Here is a 16,989-nt window from a genome sequence, read left to right on the forward strand (position 1 = left end):
TGAGCCGGGGTGGGCGTGCCGGGCGCGGACCGTGCCGGGTGGTGGTCCGCCGGGGGTGTCACGGGCCGGCGGACACCGGGCCCGGGCCGGGGAGGGCGGCGAGGCGGGCGGTGGCGTAGCGGGCCAGTGCGTCGGGGGTGGTGGCGCCGTAGCGGGCGGCGGCGCGGGCGGAGACGTCGGCGAGCACGGCGGCCGCGTGCCGGGCGGCCCCGGCCAGTCCGGCGGCGGTGAGGTCGCCGACGGTGGCGGCGATGCCGGGCGGCAGGTCGTGCGGGTCGTGGTCGAGGACCTGGGAGAGGCCGAAGACGGGGTAGCGGGCGCCGCGGTCGGCGGCCCACAGCGCCCAGATGTGGTCGCGGGCCTCCTGGAGGCGGGCCTGCGCCTCCCAGAACGAGCCGCGTTCGAGGTACTTGGCCAGGTCGGTCAGCGCGTTCCAGCCCAGGAACGCCCACGCGCGGACCTTGTCGGCGGTGACCACGTCCGCGCCCGGGGTGAACGGCCGGGCCAGCAGGCCGTCCCGGTCCAGCAGCGTCACCTCGTCGGGGGCGCCGCCGGGCCGGGCGGCGGCGGGCAGGACGACCAGGTCGAGCTGCGAGTCGTCGGCGAACTGCACGAACAGCCGCCGCGAGAGGTGGGCGCCGGGCCACTCCTGCACCAGGGTGTCGACCCGTTCGCCCAGGTCCAGTTCGGCCAGCCGGCCGGTGACCGCCTCGACCGCGCCGTCGGCCACCCCGATCCCGGCGTCCACGTCGGAGAGCCGGTCGGCGGCACCGCGTGCCAGCGAGCAGGACAGCGCGAACCACCGTGCGTCCTGCCCCGCCTCGCAGAAGTCCAACAGCCGCCGCAGAATGCGCTGTTGGGCCACCAGTTCCGCGGGCAGCGCCTCGATCCACCGTCGTCCGCCGGTCACCGCCCACCACCTTCCCGCCCCGGCCGCCCGCCGACCGTTCACGCCGGGCCATCATCGCCACGGCCCGGCGTGAACGGCAAGCACCACCGCCCGCACGGCGTGCGCGGCCCCGGGTCGCCCGCCGGGGGTGGACGGTCCGGGGGCGCCCGCACGGCGTGGGCGGGGTCCGGGGCGAGGGTCATGCGGGAACGATCCCAGGACAACGGTCCGCAGTCGCCCGCCCGAGGTGAACGGCCCCCGCGCGAACGGTGCGGAGTCGCCGGGCGTGCGAACGGCTCCCGCCCACCGGCGCGTTCGGCCGACCGCACGCGAACAGCCCCCAGGCAGTGGCGCGTTCAGCGAGAGGTCGTGCGGCGTAGCCAGGCGGCGGTTCGGGCCGCCCAGGCCGCGACGGCGTCCTCCGGTGTTCCGTCGAGCAGGTGGATCGCCGATCTGTTCGAGGCCGAACGTGGCGTACCGGACGCGGGCGCGGCGCAGGTCTCCGCGTCGACCGCGGCGCGGACCCCGGCCCAGCCGTGCCAGGACAGGCGAGCGGGGTCCACGGCGCGGCGGAAGGGGGAGGCGAGGTCCCGCTTCAGGAGACCGGTCAGCCGGCCGGCCGCGTCCCCGTGGGTGGTGCCGCCGGAGCCAGGTGACCGTGGACCAGGCGGGACGGCAGCGCGGGGAGGTCGGGGCGACCCGCACCCGGCGCAACGCCGCCGGCCACCAGACGGCGGACGGCAGGGCAGCAGGCAGCAGGCAGCAGGCAGCAGGCAGCAGGCAGCAGGCAGCAGGCAGCAGGCAGCAGGCAGCAGGGCGACGACCTGGCCGGTCATCGGTTCCGCCCACCGCTCGCGGCCGGCGAGCTCGTGCGGGACGCCCAGGACGCCGTCCAGTGGCGCGAGGTCGACATCACGCAACGCGGCCGGTACGGCGGCCGGTTGAGCCGGGTCGCCCTGGCCCTTCGGGCAGGCCGCGCCGTCCGGTCAGGGCAGCGCGACGGCGGTCCGGCCGGCGAACGCGGTCACCCCGCCCTGCGGCACCGGAGCGTCGAACGGCGGACCGGCCCACGCCAGCCGCTCCAACAGCGCCGTGCGGCGCGGCAGTTCGGCGGCGGCCGCCGGGGTACGGGCGATCCGGACGGCGGCGGCACCGGGCAGCAGGACGACGGTGTGCGACTGGCCGGCGGTGACCAGCGTGCCGGTGAGGTCCTGGCCGGGCAGCGGGGCGGCGACCACCTCCCGTAGAGCGTCGGGCAGGCAGACCGTCATGCCGCCACGGCACCCGGGCCCCGGAACGGCCACCGGTCGCGCTCGCCAACCACCGCTGCCGCAGAGCGCGTTGGAGTGCTCATGAGGGGCGAACACGGGCGACCGGGCAAAGGGGCTCAAGGGGCGGATCGGGTGCGCAGCGTGCGGTCGGTGAGGGTTATGGCGACCAGGGCGAGGCTGACGCCGATCATGATCCAGGCGATGACATGGACGCCGCGGTCGGTGACGTGCCGGCGGAAGACGATTCCGGTGATGGCGGAGGACGCGATGGAGCCGACGTAGCCGAAGGTACGCAACAGCCCGGAGGCCGTGCCGAGTTGTTCGGCCGGGGCCTGGGCGTAGAGGGCGGTCTGGTTGCCGGCGCTGGCGGCTCCCATCGCGACGCCGAAGACGACCGTGATGACGACCAGCCAGCCGATCCACGCCGAGGCGCTGAGCAGGAGTACACCGGCGGAGGCGATCAGGCAGGTCAGGGCGGCCGCGACGGCGGGGCCGCGGACCAGGTTGCGGCGGGAGATCGGCGAGATGACCACGCCGGAGACCAGGGTCATCGGGAGCAGCAGCAACCCGGCCTCCGTCTCGGACAGGCCGCGGACGGTCTCGACCCATTGCGTGATGCCGTACAGCACGACGTAGACGCACAGCAGCACCAGCCCGAAACGCACGTACGTCCTGGTCAGGGCCCTGTTGCTCGCGAGCAGCCGCACGTCGAGGAACGGTCTGCGGGCGCGCAGCTCCCAGGCCACGAGGGCGCACCACAGCACGATCGCGAGGCCGAGCACGTACCAGTGCGCGGTGGGCAGCTCGAACAGGAACAGCAGGAGGGCGGCCATCGCGGCGGCGAAGCCCGCGATGCCGGTCACGTCGAGGTCGGAGGCGACGGCGCGGGCGCTGCGGGAGCGGTCCGGCGGGCCGTCCGGCGGGATCCAGGCCAGCGTCGCGACCAGCGCGATCACCGCGACGGGCAGATTGACGAGAAGACCGAGCGCCAGCCGAGCGCGCCGACCAGGACACCCCCCAGCGGCAGCCCGAGGGAGGAGGTGGCGATGCCGGCGATCTGCAGTCCGCCCAGCACTCCGCCCGGCGGCTGGTCCAGGCCGGCGTCGCGGGCGCGGCGGCGGATGAGCAGCATCGCCGTCGGGTAGCCGCAGGACGTTCCGAGCCCGATCAGGACCCGGCTGAGCAGCAGCGTGGTCAGGTCCGGTGCGAGGCCGCCGACGAGGCCGCCGATCGCGACGAGCACGATCCCGACCAGGAACACCCGTCGCGGCCCGAACACCTCGGCGGCCTTGCCGGCGGTGGGCTGGGCGATCGCGCTGGCCAGGTACAGGGCGGTGACCAGCACGGCGGTCTGCCCGATCGGCACGGCCAGCCCGCGGGCGATCGGCACCAGGGCGGTCGCGATCAACGAGCTGTTGATCGGATTGAGCGCCGATCCGAGGAACAGCGGTGCGGTGAATCCGTACGGGAAGGCTGGGCCGCGCCGGCGTGCCGCGTCCGCGGGCTCCCCCTCGGGAGCGGCCGGGGGGCCACCGGTGGGCATCACGTACTCCAGGGGTTCCGGGCGGGTCAGACGAGATCGGCGAGGCGCTGCATCAGCAACGCGGCGGCGTCGAGGGTCGCGATCTCCTCATCGGTGAACGACGCGTCCAGCACCGCGGCGATCCTGTCCACGAGCGCGCTGCGGCCCGAACCGACCGCGTTCCGGCCGTCTGCGGTGAGCGTGAGGATCGACCGGCGCCGGTCACCGGCGTCGGGCTCGCGCGCGACCAGGCCGCGCCGCTCCAGACTCGCGACCGTGGCCCCCATCGCCTGCGGGGTGATCTGCTCCAGCCGGGCCAGCTCGGCGGTCGTCGCCGGCCCGCGCCGGTCCAGCCGCGACATGGCCGTCAGCTCGGGCCCGGTCAGTTCACCCTCGGTCGTGGCCTCGCGGGCCCGCCGCTGGAACGCCCCCACCCCGACCCGCAGCCGTGTCGCCGTCTCCCGGACCGCGACCTTCCCGCCGGCACCGCTCGCGCCGCCGGCTCTCCTGATCTCGCTCACATTCGACAGGCTAGGCTGTTGAATGCGGCTTTGCAAGGCTGGCCTTCCCATTTCTCGGGGGTGCCGCCGGGGGCGTGACGTCGGTAGGAAGGTCGGTACGTAGTCCTGTCGGTACGTAGTTCTGTCGGTACGTCGCTCCGTAGTCCTGTCAGTCTGTTGTTACGTCGGTACGTCAGCTCGTCGGGACATCGGTACATCGCTACATCGGTCCGTCAGTACGTTCCGTCCCGACGTTCCGTACCGGTGTCCCGCCCGAGGTCAACCGGCTCCAACCCGCACTGCTTGGCGGCCCGGGCGCCGTGGCAGGCGTGGCTGGAGCCGTCCGCCGACCGCGTGAATGCGTACGCGGGCGACCGGCCGCCGGGCCGCCGGCCTCCCGCCTTGAGCGGTCACCGCGGCCCGGGACGCCGTCAGCCCAGTGCCGCCAGCTGCCGTACGCCGCTGAGCGGTGAGGTGAGCACCGGGACCGTGATGCCGCCGGTGGGGACGGTTGCGACGGCCTCGGCCATGGGGGCCTGGGCGAGGACCAGGACGTCGACCTCGTGCGTCATGCGTACCGCTTCCTGGGCGATCAGCCGGTCGTGGCCGGCGTGGTCGCCGGCGACCCATGCCTCGTGGGCACCGGGGCAGACCGACGTGGTGACGTCGACGGCGGCACCGGTCTCGGCGGCGACCTGGCGAATCAGGTCGGCGGTGGGGTCGAGGGCGGCGTGCAGCGTGCCGAGTACGCCGACGTGGTGCCCGCCGGCGACCGCCTCACGGGCCATCGGCTCGTCGATGCGCAGCAGCGGGATGCCGGCCAGCGGGCGGGCGAGTTCGACGGCCCGGCCCATGGACGGGCAGGTCACCAGCACCGCGCGGGCGCCGGCGTCCTGCGCGAGGGTGGCGTACGCGGCGAGGCGGCGCACGGTCTGCGGCAGCAGCCCGTGCACGACCGTGTCGCCGAGCAGGCTCTCGTCGACCACGTGGTAGGCGGCGGTGCGCGGCGCCTCGCGGGCGATCAGCGGGCCGAAGACGGCCGGCAGCGAGGCGACGGTGTGCAGCACGCACACCCGGGATGATTCGGCGCTCCAGGTCATGCCGCGCTCCCGTCGGCCGTGCGGGCGGCGGGAACGGGCCGGCCGCCGGGGACGGCTTCCGCGGGGACGGGCGCCGTGGCTGCCGCGGCCGACGGGCGAGCCGGGGCAGCCGGGACGGCGCCGTGAGCGGGGTCGGCCGGGGTGGGCGCCGGGACGGGCTGGGCGGGCAGGTGGGTCACGGCTGGCTCTCCTCGGTCGGTTGCGGTCGGGGTGCGGTCACGGCGGGCAGAAAGCGCTGCCGGTGCTCCCGCTGGTAGGCCTGCCCGGTGTCGCCGGGAGCACTCAGGATCCGAACCGGGCAGGTCAGCGCGGTCGGGTCCAGGCCGAGCGCGGCGCCCGCCCAGGCCGCGGCGCCGAGGCAGGGCGCCTCGGCGGCCCGGCACACCCGGGTACGCCACGGGCTGACGGCCGCCTTGATCGCCGTCCATTCCGCCAGCCGCACCGGGCCGCCCAGCAGCGTGACGCTCGCGGGTGCGGCGCCGGTCAGTTCGCCCTGCATGTCGGCCATCCACCGCGCCTGGTGCGCGGCGCCCTCCAGCAACGCCCGCGCCAGCTGCGGCAGTCCGTGCCCGGCGCCCAGCCCGTGCACCGCCAGCCGTCTGCCGCGGTCGGGGAGCGGTGCGGACCGGCCGGCGAGGTAGGGCTCGACCAGCAGGCCGGTCGGCCCGTCGCCGGCCTCGGCGACCAGCGCGCGAAAGCGTGCGTACCGTTCGGCGGACGGGCGGTCGGCCAGACCGAGGAAGCGGTCGCAGAACCACTCGACCAGGCCGCCGGAACTGGGCAGCCCGGCGACCACGCACCAGGCTTCCCCGTCGGCGTGCCGCCCGTAGGACATGCCCTGCGCGGCGGCGGCCGCCGGGTCGGGGGCGTGGTCGGCGACGGTGAGTACGGCCTCCGCGGTACCCATGGAGTCGGCGGCCTGTCCCGGCCCGCGCACCCCGGCGGCCCAGGCGCCGACCAGGTGGTCGTGGCCGGCGACCACCACCGGTACGCCGTCGGCGGTGCGGCCGGCCGGCTCGCCGGGGCGGCGCACGTCGGGCATCCGGGCGGCGTCGAGCCCGGCGAGGGCCAGCAGGTCCTCGTGCCAGGCCCCGGCGCGCGGGTCCCACGCCATGGTGCGCTGGGCGAACGTGCCGTCGGTGGCGACCACCCCGGTGAGCGCCTGGGCGACCAGGTCGGCGGCACCGGCCCAGCGGCGGGCGCGGCGGACCAGGCCCGGTTCCTCCGCCGCCAGCCACAGCCACTTGGCGAGCGGCACCTTGGCGGAGGGCAGAATCCCGGTGACCGCGTGCAGGTGCCCGGCGCCGACCTCGCGGCGCAGCCGGTCGGCGTACCGGGCGGGGCGCGGGTCGGCCCAGGACAGCGCGGGGGTCAGCGGTTCACCGCCGGCGTCGAGCAGCGCGCCGGTCTCGGCCATGCCGGTCAGCCCGATGGCGTCCGGCCGGCGTCCGGCGTGCCGCACGCAGTCCGCGAGCGCCCCGAGCGCGGCGCCGGTGAGGGCCCGGACGTCGTAGGTGCGGCCGGTGGGATCGCCGGGCGTCGGACGTTCGGCCCGCGCGAGCACTCCGCCGTCCGGCGCGCACAGCACCGCCTTGCAGTGCGTACTGCCGACGTCGACCCCGGCGAGCACGGGCGGTCCGCCGGTCACCGCAGGCGGGCGGAAGCGCCGGCGGCGGGCTCACCGGCGGTGAGGGGCTCAACCGTTGCCGTCATGCCTGCCCGGCGGGGAAGCCCGGCGGCGGGCCCGGTGAAGGGGGTCATGGGGCGGCTCCAGGGTCGGCCGGGTCACGGCACAGCCGGATCGGCGTCGGATACGCCCTGTCGCATACCCCGTGGTGGCCTGGCGGGACCGGACATCACCGGTACGTGGCACGCGGCACGGTCGGAGTGCCGCGTTCCCGGATGCTGGGCGGAAGCGTTCCGTCGTGGGCCGGAAGCGTTGCGGATGCGGGCCGAACGCGGGCCGGACGCATTCCGGATGCGGGCCGGCCGCCGGAGTTCCGAACGCGAAGCCCTCAACGTCACCGTGCGGAGGGCCATCGTGGCGGACATCACCGTGGCGGGACGTCAGCCCGGTGGGACGTCAGCCCGGTGGGACGTCAGCCCGGTGGGACGTCAGCCCGGTGGGACGTCAGCGCGGCCAAGCTCACCGTGGCGGAGGTCACCTCACCGGAGGTCACCGCGCCGGACGTTGACGCCCGGACACCACCGCGCCGGAAACCCACCTTCCCCGTCCCCCGCTCCCCCGCCCAGCCGGTCACCCCGGTCACATCGGCCACCCCGGACACCCCGGCGCACCCCCCGGCGGGCCCCCTACTGCGCCGGGGTCGTACGGTCACCCGGCGGGCGGCTGCGGACGGTCGGCGGGGCGCCGGTCGGGCTGGCGGTGACGCGGCGCGGCGGGGTGGTGTGGTCCGCGGTGCCGAAGACCTCGTGCGCGCCGACCAGGTCGAACAGGCCGCGCGGCTGGCCGGTCAGGCCCACGACGACCAGCCGTATGTCGGCCTTCAGCAGGCGCAGCCGCAGCCGGAGCAGCAGGTTGAGGCCGGAGGAGTCCATGAAGGAGACCTCGGACATGTCGAACAGCACGGAGGTGCAGCCGACCGGCAGACGCAGCGCCGCGTCGAGCCGGGGGCAGGAGTCGAGATCGATCTCACCGGTGACGCGCAGCGTGTACACGCCGCCGCGCAGTCCGGTGCTCACCGCGAGGGTGTGCGGCATCGTTCCCCCTTCCCTGGGGGCTTCCCTGGGGGCATGGGCCCGCCGCGGCGCCATCCGTGGCACCGCCGGCTGCACGGTGGTCGACACCATGCGCAGTCCGGCGACGCACCCGCGCCGGAAGTGGTCACGGGGAACGTGACCACGGTGGCGGTGCGGGGATGAGCCGGGCCAGGCCGGTCTGCGCCCACCATCGCACAGCGCGTGCGGCCCACGCCAGGGCGGATACCGGTCTACCGGCGCGTTTGTCCCCGTCCGGCGGCGGGCACCCGGCGATCCCGGCGCCGCGGGGGACGGGAGCGCGCCGGGATGGGACGGGCGGCGGGCCGGCGGGGGCCCGGCCGACGGCGGGGTCCGGCGAGGGCCCGCCCGCCAGCACGGGTGACCCGGTCACGCCAGTCGAACGCGGCCGTTCGAGGGTCGCGGTGTGATATCCGATTCCAACCGATTTGTAGGGGTAAGGGCTACGTGTGCTCCATCCGGAGGACACCCGTCCGTCGTACCGCCCCGTGCGGGCCGCCGGATCAGGGCTGCCGCCCGAGTGACCACGGAGACCACGTTGCGCACCTCCCCCAGCGGCTCCCCGCGTCGTCCGCCCCCCACCGGCCGCACCGGACCCCCCGGTTCCGCGGGTCCCGCGGGCCCCGCAGGTCCCACCGGGCCCCCCGGCTCCACGGGTACGCCCGGCCCCGCAGGGCCCCCCGTTCCCGCGAGCACCCCCGTCCCCGCAGGCCCGGCGGCCCACGGGCTGCGGCGGCGGCACGACGACACCCCCGACACCGACCAGGCGTTCGCCCGGATGGCGGTGCTGGACGCCGGGCCGGAGCGGGACGCCCTGCGCGGCGAGGTCATCGAGCAGTGGGTTCCGGTGGCGGAACGGCTGGCGACCCGGTTCCGCGACCGGGGCGAGGAGGCGGAGGACCTGCGGCAGGTCGCGGTGGTCGGCCTGATCAAGGCGGTGGACCGCTTCGACCCGGCGAAGGGCTCGTCGTTCCTGAGCTTCGCGGTGCCGACGGTGACCGGTGAGATCAAACGGCACTTCCGTGACCACCTGTGGGGCCTGCACGTCCCGCGCCGGGTGCAGGAACTGCGGGCCCGGGTGCGCGCGGCCTGCGGGGAGCTGGCGGTGTCGGTGGACGACCGGGGGCCGCGGGTGGCGGACGTCGCCCGGCACACCGGGCTGCCGGAGGAGGACGTCCTGCTGGGCCTGGAGGCGCTGCACAGCTACTCCACGCTGTCGCTGGACCTCGCCCCGCCCGGTTCCGACGGGCACTCGCTGCTGGACACCCTCGGCCTGCCCGACGACCGCATCGACCTGGTGCTGGACCGCGAGGCCGCCAAACCGTGCCTGCGCTGCCTGCCGGACCGCGAGCGGGCCATCCTCTACCTGCGGTACTTCCGCGGCATGACCCAGGGGCAGATAGCGGACCGCCTCGGCCTGTCGCAGATGCACGTCTCGCGGTTGCTGAGCAGCACCTGCGAGAAGGTACGCGCCCAGGTCCAGGCCGACGGCTGACCCGCCCGCCCGGCGGTCGCGGTCGCGGTCGTACCACGGCAGGCCCGTCCGCGGTGGTCGTGTCGCGGCGGGCCCGTCGCCGGTGGTCGTGTCGCGGCAAGGCCCGCCACCGGCAGTCGTATCGCGGCAGGTCCGCCGTTCGCGGGCGGGTCCGGGGCCGTCGCGCGAGCTGTGCGGCCGGGCCGGGCGGCGACCGTAGGCTGGGCGCATGACACCGGAGGCGCTGGCGGAGCTCGCGCGACTGAGGAAGGCGCGCGACCTGATGGACCGCGAGTACGCCCGGCCGCTGGACGTGCCCACGCTGGCCCGGTCGGCGTTCATGTCGTCGGCGCACTTCTCCCGCCGTTTCCGGGCGGCGTACGGGGAGAGTCCGTACGGTTATCTGATGACCCGGCGGATCGAGCGGGCCAAGGCGTTGCTGCGGCGCGGCGACCTGTCGGTGACCGAGGTCTGCGTCGAGGTGGGGTGTACGTCGCTGGGGTCGTTCAGCGCCCGTTTCACCGAACTCGTCGGCCTCAGCCCGAGCGCGTACCGCGCCGGCGACCACTCGGCGGCCCGGCCGGTGCCGGCCTGCGTGGCGAAGGCGAGCGGCCGGCCGAGCCGGGGGCGGGCCGGGGCTGCCGCACCGAGCAGGAACGAAGAAGCACCGCAGGCCGGCGGGCTCTAGCGTGGTCGTATGAACATCTCGGTCTCCCACTTCTTCATCACCGTGCACGACCCCGACGAGGCGCTGGCGTTCTACCGCGACGCGCTCGGTCTGCGGGTGGTCAACGACGTCGCCAACGAGGGCTTCCGCTGGGTCACCCTGGGCTCTCCCCAGCAGCCGGACGTCGAGATCGTGCTCTCCCAGCCGCACGGCGGCCGCCCGGCCGCCGACGGCGACGCACTCCTCGAACTGCTGACCAAGGGTTCACTGCCGGGCGTGCTGTTCCGCACCGACGACGTGGACGCGTTCTTCGAGTCGGTACGCGCCAAGGGCGCCGAGGTCCTCCAGGAGCCGACCGACCAGCCGTGGGGCGTACGGGACTGCGCGTTCCGGGACCCGTCCGGCAACCTGATCCGCATCGCCCAGGCCCCGCGCGGCTGAGGTTCCTGGGGGCGGAGCCGGGGAGCGGTCACGCAGGCGGACCCGGAGGCGGTCACGCAGGCGGAGCCGGGGGCTGAGGTCGTCCGGGCGGACGCAGGAGGCCGGCATCGTGCGGGCGGTGCCCAACGGCTGACGTCGCACCGGCGCCCCCATTCCCGGGGCCGTGCCCTCCCCCGCCTCCGTTCCCCCGCGACCGTCCCTTACCGCACCGACGCCCCGCCGCCGGAGGCGTCCTTCCTCCGCCACCGTCCCTCACCGCACCGGCAGCCTCCGTCCTCCGGTGAGCGGCTGGAACTCGGCGCCGCGTATCCCGTCGCCCGGTATCAGCGGCCGGCCCAGCAGCAGGGCGGCCGGTGAAGTGTCCGCGTGGTGGGCGGCCCGGGCGAGGTCGGCGGCGGCGTGCCGCACCGTGGAGCGGGCGAAGCCGTACAGCTCGTCGGGGGTCGCGGCGCGCAGCGCGTGCGGGGCGTGCCGGGCTACCGAGTCGAGCAGGGCGGCACCGGCGCCGACCAGCGGGGCCGGCAGATAGTCGATGCCCCGGTGGTGCAGGATGCCGGAGACGGTCGCCTCGTCGTCCAGCAGCGCCTCCGCCGGTCCGACGACGGCGCCGCAGCGCAGCCGGTGCGCCAGCGCGGCGTCGACCAGCGGCCCGACCGCGCAGGGCACCAGCACGTCGAACGGGTCGTGCCGCCAGTCGTCGGACGGTACGCAGCCCGGCACCCGCACGCCCGGCCGCACGTCGTGCGTGACGACCAGCGCGCCGGCCTCCGCCAGCCGGGCGGCGACGACCGTGCCGACCTTGCCGATCCCGTGCACCACGACCCGCAGCCCGTGGACCGGGCCCGGCGCCCACGCCTCGACGGCGCCCAGCACACCGTGGGCGGTGGCGGTGCTGGGGTCGACGCGGTGGGCCGCGGTGTCCAGCACGTACGGGGTCAGCGCGCCCAACTCCCGCATGGCGGCGGCCGTCACCCCGGCGCCGACCCCGGCGAGCAGGTCGCCACGCTGACGGTTCAGCAGTTCGGCGACGGTACGCAGCAGCACGCGGTCGTCCGGCGCGGCGCCGGTGACCACGATCGCGGCGCCGCGGAAACCGGTGCGGTGGATCTCGTGGGTGACGCGGGACTCGTGCGCGAGTCGCCGGGCGAGTCTGCGGGCCTCGGCGTCACCGACCCGGCCGGCGCACCACCGCAGGGCGCCGTGGGCCGGGAAGGCGCGCCGGGCGGGGTCGGCACGGGCGACGGCCAGGTGCAGCGTCGCCCCGCCGGGACCGGTGAAGCGCCGGACCCGGATCGCCCCGTCGGGGACGGCCCGGCCGGTCACCGCGCGCCCGGACCGCGGTCGCCGTGGCCGGCGGAGCCGATGGCGGTGCGGCCGGTGCCGGTGCGGCCGATGCCGGTGCGGCCGATGCCGGTGCGGCCGATGGCGGTGGAGCGGGTGCGGGTGCCGGTGCGGCCGGTGCCGGTGACGGACGTCCAGCTCCCGGCGCCGACCGCGCGACCGCTGACGGCGGCAACCGCGCCGCCCGCGTTCGCGGTGACCGCACGACCCGTCACGTCCGAGCCGGGAACCGGGCGGGGGCGGCCGCGGTGCGGATCGAGCGGCTGGTCGCCGGTGTGGGGCCGTCGTCGCGTCATGTGAACTCGCGCGTCGGTGCGTTCCGGCACTGTCGTCCTCTCCGCCACCCTTGGCCTCCCCTGTCTGCATTGGTCGGATCGTGTGGACTTCACCTTTCTTTCCATGGGTTGCGCCGGGGAAAATCCCCGCGGCCCGGTGTGCGGGAGCGCGGCCCGCCCCCGGGCGCACTCCGCACGCCCGCGCCGACCGCCGTGCGCGCACGTTCCCCCGGCGTACGGGCGACGGACGCCGGGCCGCGACGCCCGCCCGGTGCCGTTTCGCGGTGACCGGCCGGGGCAGCCGTCCGGGATGTCCGGGCAGGGCAGGGGCAGCCCGGGGACAGGGCAGGGAGAGCACGGCAGCGGGCGGGAGGCCGGCGCGAGCGGGACGCGCCGGGCCGCCGGGTGCGGCGGCGGGTGTGCCGCGATCCGCCATGATCCGTTACGAACGCCGCGTACCCCCGCCCTCACCGGCCGCCCGGCCGCCCGGCCGAACGACGACCGTCGACGAAAGGCAGCAGCCGTGACCTCACCGCGCCGACCATCGGACGACTCCCCGTCGCACTCCGCGCACGGCGGCGGGGCGGGCGGCCGGAAGGGAACCGACGGAACCGGAGCCGGAGCAGGAACCGGAGCCGATGGGAGCGGAACCGGTGGGTCGGCGCCGTTCGGCAACCGCTGGCCGGCGCTGGCGGTCTGCCTGGTGGCCGGATTCATGACGCTGCTGGACGTCAGCATCGTCAACGTGGCGCTGCCGTCCATCCGTTCGGGTCTGCACACCTCCGACAGCGCGTTGCAGTGGGTGCTGTCGGGATACGCGCTGACGTTCGGCCTGGTGCTGGTGCCGGCCGGTCGGCTGGGCGACGCGCGCAGCCGCCGGGCGGTGTTCATGACGGGCCTGGCGCTGTTCACCGTGACCAGCGCGCTGGTGGGCGCGGCGCAGAACGAGGGGTGGCTGGTCGGCGCCCGGCTGTTGCAGGGCATCGCGGGCGGCATCCTGGTACCGCAGAACTCCGGTTTCATCCAGCAGTTGTTCCGCGGCGCCGAACGCGGCCGGGCGTTCGGCCTGCTGGGCGCCACCATCGGCCTGTCCACCGCGGTCGGCCCGCTGCTCGGCGGCCTGCTCATCCAGGCGTTCGGCACCTCCGAGGGCTGGCGGTGGGTGTTCTACGTCAACCTGCCGATCGGTCTGGTCGCGCTGCCGCTGGCCTACCGGCTGCTGCCCGCGCCCGACACCTCGGGGGCCGAACGCGAGCGCATGCGCGGCGACTTCGACCCGGTCGGCGTCCTGCTGCTGGGGTGCTCGACGGTGCTGCTCCTGCTGCCGTTCGTCCAGGAGGAGCAGTGGAAGGGCTCGGCGAAGTGGCTGCTGCTGGTCGGCGCCGCGCTGCTGCTGACCGGCTTCGTGCTGTGGGAACGGCGTTACGGGCGGCGCGGCGAGCCGGTGGTCAACATGGTGCTGTTCCGGGCGCGTTCGTACACGCTGGGCACCGCGCTGTCGCTGGTGTACTTCGCCGGATTCACCGCGATCTTCTTCATCTTCACCCTGTACCTGCAAAGCGGCCTGCGCTACACCGCGCTGGACGCCGGGCTGGCCATCACGCCGTTCGCACTCGGTTCCGGTGTGGCGGCGGCGGTCGGCGGCCGGGTGGTGCACCGGATCGGCCGGCCGCTGGTGGTCGGCGGACTGTCCATGGTGCTTGTCGGACTGGTCGGCGCGGCGGTCGCGGTGCACGTGGGATCGGGGCGCGGGGTGGGGTGGCTGACGGCGGCTCCGCTGCTGTTCGCCGGCATCGGCAGCGGGCTGGTGATCTCCCCCAACCAGACGCTGACGCTGCGCGACGTCGACGTGGTGCGGGCCGGCAGCGCCGGCGGCGTGCTCCAGACGGCACAGCGGATCGGCTCGGCCGTCGGCATCGCGGCGGTCGGGTCGCTGTTCTTCTCGCACGTCGCCTCGCACCACGGCGACTGGGCCGGCGCCTTCCAGCTCGGCGTCGAGATCGCCTGCGCGTTCGTACTGGCGGCCCTGGCGGTGGCGCTCACCGATGTGATCGGCGGCCGGCGCTCGGCCGAACCGGGCAAGACCTGAGGGCGCGACGGCGGTTCGGCGGAGGCGGTTCGGCGGAGGCAGGTCGGCGGAGGCGGTTCGGCGGAGGCAGGTCGGCGGAGGCAGGTCGGCGGAGGCGGTTCGGCGGAGGCAGGTCGGCGGAGGCAGGTCGGGGCTGGGGTCGGAACGGGTCGGGCGGCGCCGGTGGATGGGGGCGTGGTCGGGGCGGGCGGCGCCGGCGGCTCACCGTCGTCCACCGAGCCCGCCGCCCACCGGGCCACCGGTGTCCGCCTGCGGAGAACAGCACCGCCCACCGCTCGGTGAGTGTCAGCCGGCCGGGGCCTGGCGCCGGGCCGCGGCGCTGCGGGAGACCACGGCGGTGGTCAGCAGGGTCGCCGTCCAGCAGGCGGCGAAGCCCCAGACGACGCCGATGCTGGAGCTGCGCATCGCGGTGACCAGCAGGACCGCGGAGGCGACGCCGAACAGGATCGCCAGGCCCGCGAGCGGCTGTCCGGCGCGACGGCGCAACCTCAGCCAGAGTCCGGGCGTCATCTCCCTCAGCCGCCGGTCCAGGCCGCTCGCCTCCAGGCGCAGCGTGTCCTCGATCGCCTGGAGAGCACGCCGCTCGCCCTGCGACATCTCGTACCCTTCCACCCGTTCGCCTCCTCGACAGGACCCGCCGCCGGCGGATCAGCCCGATTCGCCCACCACTTCGCGCGATCCGGCCACCGATCCGCCGGACATCCTCTGCCACGCGCCCGTCCGCCGGGCCGCCGGAACGTGAACGCCGGACGTGCGGCGCCCGGCCACCGGGTGGCGCGGTTCCGACGTGTACCGACGACCGCCCCGCGGTGCGCGCGCGACCGGCCGCCACACCGCCGGAGCGGCGAGCGGCTCGGCGCCCTGCTTCCACCGGGAGCCGGGGAGACCGTGCGGCGATGTCACGACGGCCGCGCGGGAATCCGGCACGCCGACGCCTTCGGAGACGAAGGGGGAGGCGTCATTCGGAATTCCGCCGGACGACATGACTGTCGGATACCCCGCGCTCGTCCGAGCATGCGGCGCGCGACACCACGGCCCGGGCCGGCCCGGCTTCGCACGTCGGCGGCACCGCACGGTCCACGGCACCGCACGGTCCACGGCGCCGTACAGTCACCGCACCGCACGGCTCACCGCACCGCATGGCTCACCGCACCGCGCACCGTCGCCGGCGGGACCCTGCCGCGCGCCCGCACAGCCGTTCGGCCCGGCCGGTGGCCGGCGGCGTGCCCGGCACCGGCCGGGGCCCCTGACACGGACGGGTGGCGTACGGCCGACCCGATCCTCGCGAACCCGCACGAGGCGCTCCGTGCCACCGGTCGTATCGGGCCCGCACCGTCGCAGGTCCGCGCCCCTCAGGTCCGCACCGGCCACCGCAGGCCGGCGCCAACCACTTCAGGCCGCACCGCATGAGGCCCCGCCCCGGGGCCGGCGGCGGTCACGACGTGCGTGACCGGCTCCCGCCCCGGGCGGTGATCAGTTCCCGCCCGGGACCAGCGGTCAGTTCTCGCCCAGGATGATGTGCGGTTCGAGGACGATCTCCTCGTAGGCCGTCCGGTCGACCGCGACCGGGGTCGGCGACCGCCGGGAGCGGGTCGGGGGGCGCGAGTCCTGGAATTCGTCCGCCGGCGGCTGCGCGCCACCACTGAGCTGGGCGGATGTCGGCGTTCCACGGTCCATGACGGGTCCTTCCTGCCGGGGCATCCGGCTGCCCGTTGTACCTTTTGCCGGATTGATACCAGACTGGATGCTATGGGAGCGGGTCACCGTCCGCGCAGGAGAACCGGCGGACCGGTGGCGGGGACGCCCCCGGAGGGGCCGCTGACAGGCGACATGGCGAGCGGCGCCGCACTGGGCCATCCGGGGGTACCCAGCCTCCCGGAGAGTGCTCGACATTCGCTCGACACTCGCACGACAGCGAAGGAGGCGACGCCTGATGGACGACCAGACGAAGGTGACCATCGCCGCGGCCCTGGCGGGTGGTTATGTGCTCGGCCGCACGAAGAAGGGACGACTCGCACTCACCGGGGCCGCCCTGCTGATGGGGCGCAGCCTCGAACCACGCCAGCTCCTCATCGAGGGCGCGCGCCGGCTGCGCACCGTCCCGCAGGTCGCCGCGCTCGGCGACCAGCTGCGCGGTGAGGTCTACCAGGCCGCCCGTACCGCCGTCGGAGCCGCGGTCAGCAGGCGCCTCGGCGGCCTCACCGGTGCCGTGGGCGGCGGCGAGGCGAAGGACGGCGCCGACGACGAGGCGGACGACACCGACGAGGACGAGCCGGAGTCCGACGAGCCCGACGAGGAGCGCGACGACGCGCCGGAGGACGAAGCGGACGAGGAAACCGACGACGCGCCGGAGGACCAAGTGGACGACGACGCCGAGGACGAAGCCGGCGACGACACCGACGACGAGGCCGACGACGCAGCGGAGGACGACGAGGAGCCGCCGGAGCGGGCCCCGGCCTCCCGGCGCGGTGCGGGCGGCGGGCGGCGTCCTCCGCCGAAGAGCCCGTCGAAGAGCCCGCCCAAGAGCCCGCCGAAGTCGCCGGAGAAGAAGCCGGGCGCGCCGAAGAAGGCAGCCGCGAAGCCGTCCGGCCGTGCGACGCCGGCGAAGAAGAGCGCGGCGGCGAAGAAGCCGGCCGCGCGCAAGTCCACCAGCCGTTCCCAGCGCGGGAGGTGAGCCGTAG

15 protein-coding genes and 1 pseudogene are annotated in these 16,989 nt (G+C 75.7%); 5 read left to right on the forward strand and 11 right to left on the reverse strand.

Annotated elements, in window-relative coordinates; all coding sequences use genetic code 11:
• Positions 1-58: 58 nt before the first annotated feature.
• The 7 genes and pseudogenes from POF43_RS07435 to POF43_RS07470 all read right to left on the reverse strand — a co-directional run bounded on the left by POF43_RS07435 (position 59) and on the right by POF43_RS07470 (position 8,003).
• Positions 59-910, reverse strand: coding sequence for a hypothetical protein (locus POF43_RS07435; protein WP_282698567.1), 852 nt, complete (start codon positions 908-910; stop codon positions 59-61).
• A 965-nt stretch (positions 911-1,875) separates the two neighbouring features.
• Positions 1,876-2,160, reverse strand: coding sequence for a hypothetical protein (locus POF43_RS07440; protein ID WP_271324731.1), 285 nt, complete (start codon positions 2,158-2,160; stop codon positions 1,876-1,878).
• 116 nt (positions 2,161-2,276) lie between these two features.
• Positions 2,277-3,703 (reverse strand): annotated as a pseudogene (locus POF43_RS35120) (MFS transporter).
• Positions 3,704-3,729: 26 nt separating this feature from the next.
• Positions 3,730-4,203: a MarR family winged helix-turn-helix transcriptional regulator gene (locus POF43_RS07455; RefSeq protein ID WP_271324728.1), complete on the reverse strand. Its 474-nt coding sequence runs from the start codon at positions 4,201-4,203 to the stop codon at positions 3,730-3,732.
• 410 nt (positions 4,204-4,613) lie between these two features.
• The gene (locus tag POF43_RS07460) at positions 4,614-5,282 is read right to left on the reverse strand and encodes an aspartate/glutamate racemase family protein (protein ID WP_271324727.1); all 669 of its coding nucleotides are present in this window, start codon (positions 5,280-5,282) and stop codon (positions 4,614-4,616) included.
• A 175-nt stretch (positions 5,283-5,457) separates the two neighbouring features.
• The gene (locus tag POF43_RS34835) at positions 5,458-6,912 is read right to left on the reverse strand and encodes an FGGY-family carbohydrate kinase (RefSeq protein WP_271324726.1); all 1,455 of its coding nucleotides are present in this window, start codon (positions 6,910-6,912) and stop codon (positions 5,458-5,460) included.
• A 683-nt stretch (positions 6,913-7,595) separates the two neighbouring features.
• Complete coding sequence (locus POF43_RS07470; protein ID WP_271318897.1) at positions 7,596-8,003, reverse strand: STAS domain-containing protein; 408 nt, start codon at positions 8,001-8,003, stop codon at positions 7,596-7,598.
• Between the two features lie 796 nt (positions 8,004-8,799).
• On the opposite strand from POF43_RS07470, the gene POF43_RS07475 reads away from it, so the two are divergent.
• The 3 genes from POF43_RS07475 (at position 8,800) to POF43_RS07485 (ending at position 10,603) form a co-directional block, all read left to right on the forward strand.
• Positions 8,800-9,516, forward strand: a complete 717-nt coding sequence (locus POF43_RS07475) for a SigB/SigF/SigG family RNA polymerase sigma factor (RefSeq protein ID WP_271318467.1) — start codon at positions 8,800-8,802, stop codon at positions 9,514-9,516.
• Between the two features lie 208 nt (positions 9,517-9,724).
• A complete protein-coding gene (locus POF43_RS07480; protein WP_271324767.1) occupies positions 9,725-10,183 on the forward strand; it encodes a helix-turn-helix transcriptional regulator in 459 nt (152 codons plus the stop codon).
• A 9-nt stretch (positions 10,184-10,192) separates the two neighbouring features.
• On the forward strand, positions 10,193-10,603 hold the full coding sequence (locus POF43_RS07485) for a VOC family protein (protein ID WP_271318465.1): 411 nt from the start codon (positions 10,193-10,195) through the stop codon (positions 10,601-10,603).
• Between the two features lie 252 nt (positions 10,604-10,855).
• Here POF43_RS07485 and POF43_RS07490 read toward each other — a convergent pair whose 3' ends face one another.
• Both POF43_RS07490 and POF43_RS07495 read right to left on the reverse strand, forming a co-directional pair.
• A complete protein-coding gene (locus POF43_RS07490) occupies positions 10,856-11,926 on the reverse strand; it encodes a Rossmann-fold NAD(P)-binding domain-containing protein (RefSeq protein WP_271324766.1) in 1,071 nt (356 codons plus the stop codon).
• Entirely contained in the window at positions 11,923-12,240 is a 318-nt protein-coding gene (locus POF43_RS07495; RefSeq protein ID WP_271324765.1) for a hypothetical protein, read from the reverse strand. Before POF43_RS07495 ends, POF43_RS07490 begins: the two co-directional genes overlap by 4 nt.
• 694 nt (positions 12,241-12,934) lie before the next feature.
• On the opposite strand from POF43_RS07495, the gene POF43_RS07500 reads away from it, so the two are divergent.
• The gene (locus tag POF43_RS07500) at positions 12,935-14,308 is read left to right on the forward strand and encodes an MFS transporter (protein ID WP_372515885.1); all 1,374 of its coding nucleotides are present in this window, start codon (positions 12,935-12,937) and stop codon (positions 14,306-14,308) included.
• Between the two features lie 285 nt (positions 14,309-14,593).
• On the opposite strand, the gene POF43_RS07505 is transcribed toward POF43_RS07500, so the two are convergent.
• A complete protein-coding gene (locus POF43_RS07505; protein ID WP_271315965.1) occupies positions 14,594-14,920 on the reverse strand; it encodes a DUF3040 domain-containing protein in 327 nt (108 codons plus the stop codon).
• Positions 14,921-15,805: 885 nt separating this feature from the next.
• Positions 15,806-15,985, reverse strand: coding sequence for a hypothetical protein (locus POF43_RS07510; protein WP_271315963.1), 180 nt, complete (start codon positions 15,983-15,985; stop codon positions 15,806-15,808).
• 256 nt (positions 15,986-16,241) lie between these two features.
• Between POF43_RS07510 and POF43_RS07515 the strand changes: the two genes are divergently transcribed.
• Entirely contained in the window at positions 16,242-16,982 is a 741-nt protein-coding gene (locus POF43_RS07515) for a histone protein (RefSeq protein ID WP_271322689.1), read from the forward strand.
• Positions 16,983-16,989 lie beyond the last annotated feature (7 nt).

It is taken from the genome of Streptantibioticus silvisoli (genome assembly GCF_027947535.2).
GTDB classification, from domain to species: domain Bacteria; phylum Actinomycetota; class Actinomycetes; order Streptomycetales; family Streptomycetaceae; genus Streptantibioticus_C; species Streptantibioticus_C silvisoli.

What these genes read in the sequence shown, in the direction of transcription:
- POF43_RS07440 (WP_271324731.1), bottom strand. Translation starts at nt 2,160, where the DNA reads ATGACGGTCTGCCTGCCCGACGCTCTACGGGAGGTGGTCGCCGCCCCG.
- POF43_RS07460 (WP_271324727.1), bottom strand. Translation starts at nt 5,282, where the DNA reads ATGACCTGGAGCGCCGAATCATCCCGGGTGTGCGTGCTGCACACCGTC.
- POF43_RS07470 (WP_271318897.1), bottom strand. Translation starts at nt 8,003, where the DNA reads ATGCCGCACACCCTCGCGGTGAGCACCGGACTGCGCGGCGGCGTGTAC.
- POF43_RS07475 (WP_271318467.1), top strand. Translation starts at nt 8,800, where the DNA reads ATGGCGGTGCTGGACGCCGGGCCGGAGCGGGACGCCCTGCGCGGCGAG.
- POF43_RS07480 (WP_271324767.1), top strand. Translation starts at nt 9,725, where the DNA reads ATGACACCGGAGGCGCTGGCGGAGCTCGCGCGACTGAGGAAGGCGCGC.
- POF43_RS07485 (WP_271318465.1), top strand. Translation starts at nt 10,193, where the DNA reads ATGAACATCTCGGTCTCCCACTTCTTCATCACCGTGCACGACCCCGAC.
- POF43_RS07495 (WP_271324765.1), bottom strand. Translation starts at nt 12,240, where the DNA reads ATGACGCGACGACGGCCCCACACCGGCGACCAGCCGCTCGATCCGCAC.
- POF43_RS07500 (WP_372515885.1), top strand. Translation starts at nt 12,935, where the DNA reads ATGACGCTGCTGGACGTCAGCATCGTCAACGTGGCGCTGCCGTCCATC.
- POF43_RS07510 (WP_271315963.1), bottom strand. Translation starts at nt 15,985, where the DNA reads ATGGACCGTGGAACGCCGACATCCGCCCAGCTCAGTGGTGGCGCGCAG.
- POF43_RS07515 (WP_271322689.1), top strand. Translation starts at nt 16,242, where the DNA reads ATGGACGACCAGACGAAGGTGACCATCGCCGCGGCCCTGGCGGGTGGT.